This is a genomic window from Pseudomonas sp. Root562, from assembly GCF_001427125.1.
Classification (GTDB): Bacteria; Pseudomonadota; Gammaproteobacteria; order Pseudomonadales; family Pseudomonadaceae; genus Aquipseudomonas.
This window is the reverse complement of record NZ_LMGK01000023.1, coordinates 1-12,963: the sequence shown is the minus strand read 5'-3', so window position 1 is coordinate 12,963 and position 12,963 is coordinate 1. Positions and strand designations below refer to the sequence as shown.

The 12,963-nt window shown below is 57.0% G+C and carries 12 protein-coding genes; 9 read left to right on the top strand and 3 right to left on the bottom strand.

All coding sequences use genetic code 11. The annotated features are described in order from the left end of the window. Positions 1–183: 183 nt before the first annotated feature. The gene (locus ASD60_RS19625; protein WP_056855613.1) at positions 184–528 is read right to left on the bottom strand and encodes a pentapeptide repeat-containing protein; all 345 of its coding nucleotides are present in this window, start codon (positions 526–528) and stop codon (positions 184–186) included. Between the two features lie 90 nt (positions 529–618). Continuing rightward, a complete protein-coding gene (locus ASD60_RS19620) occupies positions 619–2,175 on the bottom strand; it encodes a bifunctional aminoglycoside phosphotransferase/ATP-binding protein (protein WP_056855612.1) in 1,557 nt (518 codons plus the stop codon). Positions 2,176–2,291: 116 nt separating this feature from the next. Here ASD60_RS19620 and mrcB point away from each other — a divergent pair, with 116 nt between their 5' ends. Genes mrcB through ASD60_RS19605 form a run of 3 tightly spaced genes read left to right on the top strand, consistent with a single transcriptional unit; the run spans position 2,292 to position 5,696 of the window. Further along, the gene (gene mrcB / locus ASD60_RS19615; protein ID WP_056855611.1) at positions 2,292–4,610 is read left to right on the top strand and encodes a penicillin-binding protein 1B; all 2,319 of its coding nucleotides are present in this window, start codon (positions 2,292–2,294) and stop codon (positions 4,608–4,610) included. A 16-nt stretch (positions 4,611–4,626) separates the two neighbouring features. Further along, the gene (locus ASD60_RS19610) at positions 4,627–5,361 is read left to right on the top strand and encodes a hypothetical protein (protein ID WP_056855610.1); all 735 of its coding nucleotides are present in this window, start codon (positions 4,627–4,629) and stop codon (positions 5,359–5,361) included. Continuing rightward, a complete protein-coding gene (locus ASD60_RS19605; RefSeq protein WP_056855609.1) occupies positions 5,361–5,696 on the top strand; it encodes a YqcC family protein in 336 nt (111 codons plus the stop codon). Before ASD60_RS19610 ends, ASD60_RS19605 begins: the two co-directional genes overlap by 1 nt. Positions 5,697–5,745: 49 nt before the next feature. Here ASD60_RS19605 and ASD60_RS19600 read toward each other — a convergent pair whose 3' ends face one another. Beyond that, on the bottom strand, positions 5,746–6,168 hold the full coding sequence (locus ASD60_RS19600; RefSeq protein ID WP_056855608.1) for a DUF4124 domain-containing protein: 423 nt from the start codon (positions 6,166–6,168) through the stop codon (positions 5,746–5,748). A gap of 400 nt (positions 6,169–6,568) precedes the next feature. On the opposite strand from ASD60_RS19600, the gene ASD60_RS19595 reads away from it, so the two are divergent. The 6 genes from ASD60_RS19595 to msrQ all read left to right on the top strand — a co-directional run bounded on the left by ASD60_RS19595 (position 6,569) and on the right by msrQ (position 12,549). Continuing rightward, positions 6,569–8,293 (top strand): acetolactate synthase 3 large subunit, encoded by a 1,725-nt coding sequence (locus ASD60_RS19595; RefSeq protein ID WP_056855891.1) that lies wholly within the window; start codon positions 6,569–6,571, stop codon positions 8,291–8,293. Positions 8,294–8,295: 2 nt separating this feature from the next. Further along, on the top strand, positions 8,296–8,787 hold the full coding sequence (gene ilvN / locus ASD60_RS19590) for an acetolactate synthase small subunit (protein WP_003176102.1): 492 nt from the start codon (positions 8,296–8,298) through the stop codon (positions 8,785–8,787). 45 nt (positions 8,788–8,832) lie between these two features. Beyond that, on the top strand, positions 8,833–9,849 hold the full coding sequence (gene ilvC / locus ASD60_RS19585; RefSeq protein ID WP_003228216.1) for a ketol-acid reductoisomerase: 1,017 nt from the start codon (positions 8,833–8,835) through the stop codon (positions 9,847–9,849). Between the two features lie 145 nt (positions 9,850–9,994). Further along, positions 9,995–10,852 carry a CDP-diacylglycerol--serine O-phosphatidyltransferase gene (gene pssA / locus ASD60_RS19580; RefSeq protein WP_056855607.1) on the top strand — a complete coding sequence of 286 codons (858 nt, stop codon included), beginning with the start codon at positions 9,995–9,997 and terminating at the stop codon, positions 10,850–10,852. Between the two features lie 63 nt (positions 10,853–10,915). Beyond that, positions 10,916–11,929 carry a protein-methionine-sulfoxide reductase catalytic subunit MsrP gene (gene msrP / locus ASD60_RS19575; RefSeq protein ID WP_056855606.1) on the top strand — a complete coding sequence of 338 codons (1,014 nt, stop codon included), beginning with the start codon at positions 10,916–10,918 and terminating at the stop codon, positions 11,927–11,929. After that, a complete protein-coding gene (msrQ, locus tag ASD60_RS19570) occupies positions 11,929–12,549 on the top strand; it encodes a protein-methionine-sulfoxide reductase heme-binding subunit MsrQ (RefSeq protein ID WP_056855605.1) in 621 nt (206 codons plus the stop codon). Before msrP ends, msrQ begins: the two co-directional genes overlap by 1 nt. Positions 12,550–12,963 lie beyond the last annotated feature (414 nt).

Genomic DNA, 12,963 nt, shown 5'->3' with positions numbered 1-12,963 from the left:
CAGGAAAAGCGTTATCGTTTGGTCGTTTTCGACGCAAAAGCTTCTAAGCGTCGTTGAAAAAGCACGCGGATAAAATCCGCGAAACGGGCAGGAAGCAGCGGGGAACAGCTGGAAATCAGAGGAAATACACCTGAAGTCCAGCGCAAGGCGGGGGCGCTGGACTTGTCAATTTACGCACGGGATTCAGCGTGTGCGATAACGCAATCGGGTACCGAAGTTCATCGACATCAGAATTTCGTCAGCGCTGAGTTCCGCTGGAAAGTAGGCGCCGGAAATCTGTGCATGGGCCAGGCTCGCGCCTTCAAGCGAAGCCTTGCGAAAATCGATGCCACGCAAATCGGCGGATCGAAAATAGGCATCGGTGAAGTCGATACCATCAGCATTGAGTTCGCGCAGGTCCAGGCCTCGGAAATCACCTCCGACCATGTCGATCGGTCCTTCCTTTGGTCGTTCGTTATTGAATCCTGTGATGTCGTCCTTGTGCAGCAAGGCATACAGCGGGGTGTCGAGAAGTTTCGGCTGGCTCATGTCGCATCACCTGTTGGTTTTATGACGCCAGTATAGTGCCACTATTTGACAGCCGTGAAGCCGCAGAGGGCTTCACGACCGAAATACTTTTTACAGCCCCGGAAGGCGTTGGCGAATCTGCTCTACCACGGTGTCAAGCGTCCCGCTTTCATTGGTCTGGACGCGTTTGCTGCAGAGAATTTCCGCTGGCGTGAGGGCTTCGCGACTGGCTTGTTGAGCCTCGATAACGGCCAATGTCGCGTCGGATGGATCCGATTTCTCGGCCTGACGTTGTTGCAGCCAGCTTTCGATGACAGCTTGAGGGGCATTGCAATCCAGAATCAGGAACGGTGCGCCAGTCGCTTCTGCCACCTTTGCTGCACTGTCACGTTGATCGTGCTTTAGGTAGGTCGCATCAACCACCACCGGGAAACCGGCGTGCAGAATCACCGCGGCAATTTCATGCAGGCGCTGGTACGTGGCGGTACTGGCTTCGCTACTGTAGATGCCTGCCTGCAGATCGTTCGCCATCGTCTGTTCACCAAACAGGCGTTTGCGTTCTACGTCGGAGCGCAGGCGAATGGCGCCCAGTGCTTCCACCAAACGCATGGCCACATGGCTTTTGCCTACTGCGGAGACGCCGTGGGTGATGGCCATGAAACGGGAAGGAATGGTGCTGTAGCTTTCCGCCAGGTTGGCGTAATTGCGGTACTGGCGCAGGCTGGTGGCACGTTGCACCGGCGTGGCATCGGCCGGCATGCTGAACAGTGCGACCTTGGCGCGCACCAGCGCACGGTAGGCTTTATAGAAGTTCAGCAGTTCCAGGCCCTGATAATCGCCAGTCAGTTCCAGGTACTGGCTGATGAAACGCCGTGCCAGGCATTTAAGGCCGCGGTCTTCCAGGTCCATCGCCAGGAAAGCGCTGTCGGCGTAAACATCGGTGAAGCGGAAGGGCTCGTTGAACTCGATGCAGTCGAAGATCACGACCTTGCCGTCGATCACCGTGGCGTTACCCAAATGGATGTCACCATGGCATTCGCGGATGAAGCCATCTGCCTTGCGTTGCACGAGCAGTGGCTTGAGGCGTTCGAAGCTGCTTTCGGCCCAGGCTTGCAGGGCGTCGAGTTGTTGAAGGTCAGCCTTGTCGCTGATGAACGGCAGGATTTGTTCGAAGTTCTGGCGCACGGGGGCCATCACGCTGTCGGGGGTGCCGGCTTCATGTTCCGCCGGGACTTTCGGTGCGTTGAGGTGGAAGCGAGCAATCTGGGCTGCCATCTCATCGATGTGTGCGGTAGTCAGTTCGCCGTTGGCTTGCAGGGTGCTGAGCAAGCCGGTCTGGGGGAACTGGCGCATTTTCAGCACGTATTCGATGGCCGGGCCATCCCCGCCCAATTGAGGTGCTTCGGCACTGCCGGTAATCGGCAATACTTCAAGATAAAGATCGTCAGTCAGGCGCTGGTTCAAGCGCAGCTCTTCGCCACAGAAATGCTTGCGGGCTTCGAGGGTCGTGAAGTCGAGGAAACCGAAATTCATCGGTTTCTTCACTTTATATGCAAAGTCGCCAGTCAGCAGTACCCAGGAAATGTGGGTTTCGATGAGCTGGAACCCGTCTACGGAGTGCGGGTAGAGGGCCGGGTTTTGCAGGGCGGCGATCAGGGACTGGCTCACAGGCGATCCTTCAGAGTCTGGAAAAATTTCAGGTCGCTATTATGGCGGCTAGCCAGCCTAACGCAAACTCGGAGGGCTCCTGTTGGGGACGAATAAAGTGCGTATAATCCGCCGCCATGACTCGTACCCGATCCCCCCGTACCCCTAAAAAACCACCTTCCCGAGGCTTGCGGCCTTGGCTGGGCTGGGCCCTTAAACTCAGTCTGGTCGGCCTGGTAGTGCTGGCCGGATTCGCGGTTTACCTCGATGCCGTCGTGCAGGAGAAGTTTTCCGGCAAGCGCTGGACCATTCCGGCGAAGGTATACGCGCGCCCGCTCGAGCTGTTCGTCGGACAAAAGCTGAGTCGCGACGACTTTCTTACCGAGCTCGATGCTTTGGGCTATCGCCGTGAAAGTGTGAGCAATGGCCCCGGCGCTGCGGCGGTCAACGGTAATACTGTTGATTTGAATACCCGTGGTTTCCAGTTTTATGAAGGCATGGAACAGGCGCAGCCGGTGCGTGTGCGTTTCTCCGGCGACTATGTGGCCGAACTCTCGGCGACGAACGGTTCGAAGCTTTCGGTAGTGCGCCTGGAGCCGCTGCTGATCGGCGGGATTTATCCGAAGAACCTCGAAGACCGCATTCTGATCAAAATCGATCAAGTCCCGCCCTATTTGCTGGAAACCCTGGTCGCGGTGGAAGATCGGGATTTCTATAGCCATTGGGGCGTGTCGCCCAAGTCGATTGCGCGAGCTGTCTACGTCAACACTTCTGGCGGCAAGATGACTCAGGGCGGCAGTACGCTCACGCAACAACTGGTCAAGAATTTCTACCTGACCAGCGAACGCAGCCTGAGTCGTAAACTCACCGAAGCCATGATGGCGATGTTGCTCGAGTTGCATTACGACAAACGGGAAATTCTTGAGGCCTACCTCAATGAAGTGTTCGTCGGTCAAGACGGTCAGCGCGCTGTGCACGGTTTCGGTCTGGCCAGCCAGTTTTTCTTCGGGCAGCCATTGTCCGAACTGAAGCTGCATCAAGTCGCGATGCTGGTAGGCATGGTCAAGGGGCCTTCCTATTACAACCCGCGTCGCAATCCTGAGCGGGCACTCGAGCGGCGCAATCTGGTGCTGGACGTGCTTGAACAACAAGGTGTTGCCAGTGCCGAGCAAGTCGCCGCCGCGAAAAAAATGCCGTTGGGCGTGACAACGCGAGGCAAGCTGGCGGACAGCTCGTTCCCTGGCTTCCTTGATCTGGTCAAGCGTCAACTGCGTGAAGACTATCGCGACGAAGACTTGACCGAAGAAGGCCTGCGCATCTTCACCAGTTTTGACCCGATCCTGCAGATGAAGGCCGAAGCGTCGGTCAACGACACCTTCAAGCGTCTTTCCGGGCGCAAAGGATCTGACGACGTCGAGGCGGCCATGGTCGTGACCAATCCGGAAACCGGTGAGGTCCAGGCCATGATTGGCAGTCGCCAGGCCAGTTTTGCCGGTTTCAACCGGGCACTGGATGCTGTGCGACCTATCGGCTCGTTGATCAAGCCAGCGGTGTATCTGACCGCGCTTGAGAAACCCAGCCAGTACACATTGACCAGTTGGTTGTCGGACGAATACTTTTCGGTCAAAGGGGCGGATGGCCAGGTCTGGAAGCCGCAAAACTATGATCGTCGTTCTCACGGCACGGTCTTCCTTTATCAAGGTCTGGCGCATTCCTACAATCTGTCGACTGCGCGTCTCGGTCTGGCGGTGGGTGTGCCCAATGTCCTCAAGACTTTGGGGCGTCTGGGCGTAAGCCGCGAATTTCCGGCCTTCCCTTCGATGTTGCTGGGCGCTGGCGGCATGACGCCGATTGAAGTCGCGACCATGTATCAGACACTCGCCAACGGTGGCTTCAATACGCCGATGCGCGGGATTCGCAGCGTGCTGACGGCGGAGGGGGAGCCGCTCAAGCGTTACCCTTTCCAGATTCAACAGCGTTTCGACCCGGCTTCGATTTATCTGATCCAGAGCGCCATGCAGCGGGTCATGCGGGAAGGCACCGGCAGTTCGGTTTACAACGTGTTACCGAAAACCTTGACCCTGGCGGGCAAGACGGGGACCAGTAACGACTCCCGAGACAGTTGGTTCGCTGGCTTCAGTCAGGACTTGCTGGCGGTGGTCTGGTTGGGGCGCGATGACAATGGCAAGACGCCATTCACCGGCGCTACTGGCGCATTGCAGGTCTGGACCAGCTTCATGCGTAAGGCAGACCCACTTCCCCTGGACATGCCGCAGCCGGACAATATCGTTCAGGCCTGGGTTGATTCGCGAACCGGACAAGGCTCCGATGCCGGTTGCCCAGGTGCCGTGCAGATGCCGTATATTCGCGGCAGCGAACCGCCTCCCGGTGCCGCTTGTGGGGGTGAAAACCCTGCAGAGACGGTGATGGATTGGGTCAAGGGCTGGATGAATTAAGCAAAGAGGGTTTCAAGTGAACAAGTGGTTGATTCCAGCGGTTACCGCCGTGGCTTTGCTCAGCGGTTGTTCTTCAGTGCAGCGTGGTTCGATTCCGGTTGTGGATTCCGGTACCGCGGTTTCCAACAGCGAGCGCGTTTCCGCGAACGGTGGTTATCGCCAGACGACGGTGAAGCGTCCCGTGCAATCGCAAACACAGGCGATTCCACAAGGCGATACCGGTGTGGTTGTGATGATCCCGGGCGGGGGCGCAACGACGTCGACACCGATCAGCACCACACCGATTACTCCTGGGCCGATCACGCCAGGGCCGATTGATACATCGCCGGTTCAATCTGCGCCGGTCAATCAGGGCAGCTACAGCATGCCGTCGACGCCGAGCGGAATTCCGTCGGCGAGTTCCGGTGGCCTGTCCGCCGACGAGCAATTGGACGGCCCGGTCCTTGCGCTGCTGACCACTGCTCAGCAACAACAGGCTGGCGGCGACCTGAACGGTGCGTCCTCGAGCCTGGAGCGCGCCCAACGAGTAGCCCCGCGTGAGCCTCAAGTGCTTTATCGACTGGCGCAAGTGCGCATGGCCCAAGGTGATGCCGCGCAAGCCGAGCAATTCGCCCGTCGTGGCCTGACCTTCGCCAATGGCCGTCCGGCTCTTCAAGCCAGCCTCTGGGAGCTGATCGCTCAGGCTCGCGAGAAACAGGGTGATTCCTCGGGTGCGGCACTGGCCCGTCAGAAAGCCAAGGTTACGTCGTAATGGACGCACGTTTTCTCCAGATCGCCGATCAGTTACTGCTGATCGAGCGAGAGCTGCGGATACAAGGGTGGTGGGACGACGCTCGGCCATCCGCCGAAGCGCTTTCCAGCGTGGAACCCTTTTCGGTCGATACGCTGGACTTCGAACAATGGCTGCAGTGGATTTTCCTGCCGCGCATGAAAGCGATCCTCGAGCAGGACCTGCCGTTGCCGAATGCTTCAGGGATTCAGGAAATGGCCGAAATGGTCTTCGCTGGACGCAATGTCCAGGGCCGGGATCGCCAGTTGCAAGTGCTGCTCAAAGAGTTTGATCAACTGATCACCGCGGCCCGCTGACCCCACCGCCCATTGCAGGAGCCGGACCAAACTCGGCTCCTGCAGGCGTTCACTGGCAGTTGTCCGCGATCTGTTTCTGCGTTTCGCCGATGCGCTCTTGCCGCTGTGCATCGTCCAGACGGCGCAACTGTCCTTCCACTTCCTCCCTGAGTCGCGGATTGTTCTGCAACTGCGCAAGATTCGTTCGCGCCTGCTCACAAAACACTTTCAACTGTTCCTGCTGCTCGGCAACCTGCTTCTTGACGCTGTTGTCGATGGCCTGTTGATTGCCGATGGCGCCGCCGTTGGCGGGGATGGGTGGTTTGCCCGGCGATGAAGCGGGGGTGACAATGGTCGTGGCTGGCAGGCCTGGGGGCGGCTGGCCATCGAAATGGGTAACGCCTTGGGTGTCGACCCATTTGTAAATCTGCGCGGCCATGGCCGCCGGGCTGAGGACGACCAACAGGCCGGCGATGAAGAAGTGCGTACGCATGCCAATTCCTAGTCAAAAGTTGCGCAATTGAAGCTAACACACATGGGATTTATAGGTTTTTTCTTGCGTTCTCATGCGGTTACTAGAATAAAGCACATAGACGGCTTGACTTGCGAAGGGCGAAACAGAAGAATCCAAAGTCCGCTGTACAGGGACTGCCAGAAGCAGACCCTCTCAGCAGATCATGAGGCGCACATCCGCGCCGACCTGTTACACCCGCAACGCGTTACCTCGCGCTGGGTGGGAGAAGCCCGCAACACTTGGGACGATCCCAATACTTGCTCAGTCAGTGCTGACGTAGTCGGCGACCACCGTCGCTCATGCTCTGCAGAGAAGTAAACCTATTAAGACCCGTCCCATTTTTCGTGGGCGGTATTCTGGCGTTTTAGAGGTGAGCAACGTGGAGCTTTTATCTGGCGGTGAGATGCTCGTCCGCTTCTTGCGTGACGAAGGCGTCAAATATATCTACGGGTACCCGGGTGGTGCTCTTCTTCATGTCTACGATGCCCTGTTCAAAGAACCGGAAGTGACCCACATCCTGGTTCGTCACGAGCAAGCGGCTACCCATATGGCTGACGGCTACGCCCGTGCCACCGGTAAAGCCGGTGTGGTACTGGTGACGTCCGGTCCTGGCGCTACAAACGCCATCACCGGTATTGCCACCGCCTACATGGACTCCATTCCGATGGTGGTTATTTCCGGCCAGGTGCCGAGCACCATGGTCGGTACCGACGCCTTCCAGGAAACCGACATGATCGGTATTTCCCGGCCGATCGTGAAGCACAGCTTCATGATCAAGCATGCGTCGGAAATCCCGGAAGTCATGAAGAAAGCTTTCTACCTGGCGCAATCCGGTCGTCCTGGTCCGGTCGTTGTCGATATCCCGAAAGACATGACCAACCCGGCCGAGAAGTTCGAATACGTCTTCCCGAAAAAAGCCAAGTTGCGCTCCTACAGCCCGGCCGTTCGCGGTCACTCCGGGCAAATCCGCAAGGCAGCAGAAATGCTCCTGGCGGCCAAGCGTCCTGTGTTGTACTCGGGCGGTGGCGTGATTCTCGGTGGTGGCTCCGCGCCGCTGACCGAGCTGGCGAAAATGCTTAACCTGCCAGTGACCAATACCCTGATGGGCCTGGGCGGTTTCCCCGGTACGGATCGTCAGTTCATCGGCATGCTGGGCATGCACGGCAGCTACACCGCCAACCTGGCGATGCACCACGCTGACGTCATCCTGGCTGTCGGCGCACGGTTTGACGACCGCGTGATCAACGGCGCCTCCAAGTTCTGCCCGAATGCCAAGATCATTCACATCGACATCGACCCGGCTTCGATTTCCAAGACCATCAAGGCCGATGTGCCAATCGTTGGCCCGGTCGAGAGCGTCCTGACCGAAATGGTCGCGATCCTCAAGGAAATCGGCGAGACCCCGAACAAGGAGTCCGTTGCCAGCTGGTGGAAGCAGATCGACGAGTGGCGCGGTGATCGTGGCCTGTTCCCTTATGACAAGGGTGACGGCAGCGTCATCAAGCCGCAGGCCGTGATCGAGACCCTTTGCGAAGTGACCAAGGGCAATGCCTTTGTTGCTTCTGACGTGGGTCAGCATCAGATGTTCGCGGCGCAGTACTACAAGTTCAACAAGCCGAACCGCTGGATCAACTCCGGCGGCCTGGGCACCATGGGCTTCGGTTTTCCGGCGGCCATGGGCATCAAGTTGAGCTTTCCGGATGATGACGTCGCCTGCGTAACGGGCGAGGGCAGCATCCAGATGAACATTCAGGAGTTGTCGACCTGCCTGCAATACGGTTTGCCGGTAAAGATCGTCATCCTGAACAACGGTGTACTGGGCATGGTTCGCCAGTGGCAGGACATGAGCTATGGCAGCCGCCACTCTCACTCCTACATGGAATCGCTGCCTGATTTCGTCAAGCTGGCAGAGGCTTATGGTCACATTGGCGTGCGCATCACCGATTCGAAAGATTTGAAGTCGAAGATGGAAGAAGCGTTTGCCATGAAGGATCGCCTGGTAGTGATCGATATTTCGGTCGACACCAGCGAGCACGTCTATCCGATGCAGATCAAAGACGGCTCCATGCGCGATATGTGGCTGAGCAAGACGGAGCGTACCTAATCATGCGGCACATTATTTCCTTGCTTCTGGAAAACGAACCGGGCGCTTTGTCTCGTGTGGTTGGTCTGTTCTCGCAGCGCAACTACAACATCGAAAGCCTGACCGTGGCACCAACCGAAGACCCGACCCTGTCGCGTCTGACGTTGACCACTGTCGGTCACGATGAGGTCATTGAGCAGATCACCAAGAACCTCAACAAACTGATCGAAGTAGTCAAACTGGTCGACCTGTCGGAAAGCGCGCACATCGAGCGTGAGCTGATGCTGGTCAAGGTCAAGGCTACCGGTGCCCAGCGCGCCGAGATCAAACGCACCACCGATATTTATCGTGGACAGATCGTCGATGTCAGTGCCAGCGTGTATACCGTTCAATTGACCGGTACCAGCGACAAGCTCGACAGCTTCATTCAGTCCATTGGCACCGCCTCGATTCTGGAGACCGTCCGCAGTGGCGTCACCGGTATTGCCCGCGGCGACAAAGTACTCAGCATCTAAACCAAATTAGCGAATGGCCTGAACGGCCTGATATAGGGGAAATTCATGAAAGTTTTCTACGATAAAGACTGCGACCTGTCGATCATCCAGGGCAAGAAAGTTGCCATCATCGGTTACGGTTCCCAAGGCCACGCTCAGGCGTGCAACCTGAAAGACTCCGGCGTTGACGTTACCGTTGGCCTGCGTAAAGGTTCGGCCACCGTTGCCAAGGCTGAAGCTCATGGCCTGAAAGTGACTGACGTTGCTTCCGCTGTTGCAGCTGCCGACCTGGTCATGATCCTGACCCCGGACGAGTTCCAGTCCTCCCTGTACAAGAACGAAATCGAACCGAACATCAAGAAGGGCGCTACCCTGGCCTTCTCCCACGGTTTCGCGATCCACTACAACCAGGTAGTGCCACGCGCTGACCTCGACGTGATCATGATCGCGCCGAAGGCTCCAGGTCACACCGTACGTTCCGAATTCGTGAAAGGCGGCGGTATCCCTGACCTGATCGCTATCTACCAGGATGCTTCGGGCAACGCCAAAAACGTTGCACTGTCCTACGCCGCTGGCGTTGGTGGCGGTCGTACCGGCATCATCGAAACCACCTTCAAGGACGAGACTGAAACCGACCTGTTCGGCGAGCAAGCCGTTCTGTGCGGCGGTACCGTTGAACTGGTTAAAGCCGGTTTCGAAACCCTGGTTGAAGCTGGCTACGCGCCGGAAATGGCCTACTTCGAATGCTTGCACGAACTGAAGCTGATCGTTGACCTCATGTACGAAGGCGGTATCGCCAACATGAACTACTCGATCTCCAACAACGCCGAATACGGCGAGTACGTGACTGGCCCGGAAGTCATCAACGCCGAATCCCGTCAGGCCATGCGCAATGCCCTGAAACGCATTCAGGACGGCGAATACGCCAAGATGTTCATCAGCGAAGGCGCTACCGGCTATCCTTCGATGACCGCCAAGCGTCGTAACAACGCCGCTCACGGTATCGAGATCATCGGCGAGCAACTGCGCTCCATGATGCCGTGGATCGGTGCCAACAAGATCGTCGACAAAGCCAAAAACTAAGTCTGACACTTGTACGAAAAACGCGGCTTAGGCCGCGTTTTTTCGTTTGGATCGCCGGTTCTGGTATAAAGCTGCATCGTTTGCGATGCGAACCGCTGTCGCAGACACCTGTCGAAACTTTCCACCCCGTTGCAAGGTATTGTCCATGAGCGAACGTCCCGAAGAGCCAAACCAGGCCTCTGACGCCGAAAGCCTGCTGCCCATCGATGAACATATCGAAGAAGGGCACGACGCTGAAGGCCGTAAAGTCCGGCATCGTGGTATCTATCTTTTGCCGAATCTGTTTACCACTGCGAACCTGTTCGCAGGTTTCTATTCCATCATCAACTCGATGAGCGCGCAGGCCGCCTTGAGCGCCGGCGACTCGGTCAGCGCAAGCAAGTACTTCGCTTTCGCTGCCATCGCGATCTTTGTCGCCATGGTGCTTGACGGCCTGGATGGTCGTGTTGCCCGCATGACCAACACCCAGAGTGCGTTCGGTGCCGAGTACGACTCGCTGTCGGACATGGTCGCTTTCGGTGTGGCGCCGGCATTGCTGGCATTTGGTTGGGCGCTGGGCGACATGGGCAAGGTTGGCTGGATGGTCGCCTTCATATATGTAGCGGGCGCTGCGTTGCGTCTGGCGCGCTTCAACACTCAGGTCGGCACCGCCGACAAGCGCTATTTCATCGGTCTGGCCAGCCCGGCTGCCGCCGGAGTCGTGGCGGGTATCGTTTGGGCGTTCAGCGATTACGGCATTCAGGGCTCCAAGATGTCCTTCCTGGTGGCGTTGATGGTGGCAGCGGCGGGCATGCTGATGGTCAGCAACATCAAGTACAACAGCTTCAAGGAGCTGGACCTGAAAGGACGCGTACCTTTCGTGGCTATCCTCGCTGTCGTGCTGGTGTTCGCAGTCGTGTTCAGTGATCCTCCGCGCATTCTGCTGCTGGTGTTCCTCGCCTATGCGGCTTCCGGACCGGTGCAGTACTTGTTACATCTTCGTCGGCGCAAAAGCGTCGAGTGATGTAATTTCCCTCATACTCCGCAGACTGTTGGTGCATCTGTTCTCCAATGCTGCGGAGTAGCCATGCTGATCAAAATCCCCAAAGCGTCCGATTGCCATGAATCGGACGTCACGCCTGAATCTATTTATCTTTCTCGACGCACTGTGTTGGGCGCTGCTGCTGCCGGATTGGCTGTGGGCGCTCTGCCTCAATGGGCAGTGGCTGATGAGGCGGCGCGTTATCCGGATGTGGAGCCTGGCAAGGCGCCTTCCTGGTTCAGCGAAAAGCTTCCTTCGACCAAGTGGGGGGCGGTCAATGTCAGGGATGAGGCAATAACCCCCTTCAAGGATGCGACCCATTACAACAACTTTTATGAGTTCGGTGCCGACAAGGGCGATCCGGCTGCCAATGCCGGCACGCTGAAAACTGAACCGTGGACGGTGGTCGTGGACGGGGAGGTGGGCAAGCCGGGACGGTATGCGCTGGAAGACTTCATGAAGCCTTATCAGTTGGAGGAGCGCATTTACCGACTTCGCTGCGTTGAGGCGTGGTCCATGGTGATTCCCTGGATAGGCTTCCCGATATCGGCTTTGCTCAGCCAGGTCGAGCCAACGTCAAAGGCCAGGTTCATTCGCTTTGAAACTCTGCAGGATCCCAAGAGCATGCCGGGGCAGCGCTCTGGTTTTGCCTTGATTGACTGGCCTTATGTGGAAGGACTTCGACTGGATGAGGCGATGAATCCTTTGGCGATACTGGCGGTGGGGATGTACGGGCGCGAATTGCCGAACCAGAACGGAGCGCCGCTGCGTTTGGTAGTGCCGTGGAAGTACGGGTTCAAAAGCATCAAGTCCATCGTGCGCATCAGTCTGGTGAGCGAGCAGCCCAAAACCACTTGGCAGAGTATTGCCTCGGACGAATATGGTTTCTATGCGAACGTGAATCCTGCGGTTGACCACCCACGCTGGACGCAGGCGCGTGAGCGACGCTTGCCAAGTGGTCTGTTCAAGCCGAATGTGCGGGACACGCAAATGTTCAACGGCTATGCGGACGAAGTTGCTTCTCTATATACAGGGCTCGATCTGCGGAAGAATTACTGATGCGATATCCGCTTTGGCGTATTGGCGTTTTCATTGCGGCGATGGTGTGGCCCCTGCTCTGGTTGTATCAGGCTTGGGAGGATGTGTTGGGGCCAGACCCTGGCAAAGTGCTGGTCGACCGGTTGGGATTGGGAACGCTTGTCCTCTTGCTTATTACATTAAGTATGATGCCACTGCAGAAACTCACAGGTTGGGCGGGGTGGATTGCTGTCCGGCGTCAGCTGGGGCTTTGGTGCTTCTGTTATGTCGTACTGCACTTGAGCGCCTATTTGGCATTTATTCTGGGGTTTGACTGGTCGCAATTGGGCGTCGAGTTGCACAAGCGTCCTTACATCATTGTTGGTGCGCTAGGTTTTCTGTGTTTGCTGGCACTGGCTGTGACGTCCAATCGATACAGTCAAAGAAGGTTGGGTGTTCGTTGGAAGAAGTTGCATCGTCTGGTGTATGTGATTCTGGGGCTTGGATTGCTGCATATGCTGTGGATCGTGCGTGCCGATCTGAAGGAGTGGGCGATCTATGCCGTTATAGGTGTGTTGCTGCTAGTGCTGCGCCTACCGCCGGTGGCACGCCGAATCCCACGATTAATGACAAAAAAGGCCTCTTCTGCCAAAAAGGCGTAAATAGTGGTTGACGGCAGATCTCAGGTGTCTATAATTCGCCCCACTTCCGGCGCAGTCGAAACGGAAAACTCCTTGGTAAACAATGAGTTACGCAGTTTTCGGCAGCAAGTTGCTTCAGGTCATCGAAGCCAGAAGGAAGTTGAAAAAGAGGTGTTGACAGCAGCGTGTAACGCTGTAGAATTCGCCTCCCGCTGAYGAGAGATCGACAGCGCAAGTGGTTGAAGTTGTTAAGGATTCCTTGAAGACTTCTGAAAATAACCACTTGACAGCAAATGAGGCTGCTGTAGAATGCGCGCCTCGGTTGAGACGAAAGCKCTTAACCAACCGCTCTTTAACAACTGAATCAAGCAATTCGTGTGGGTGCTTGTGGAGTCAGRCTGCTAGTCAACAGATTATCAGCATCACAAGTTACTC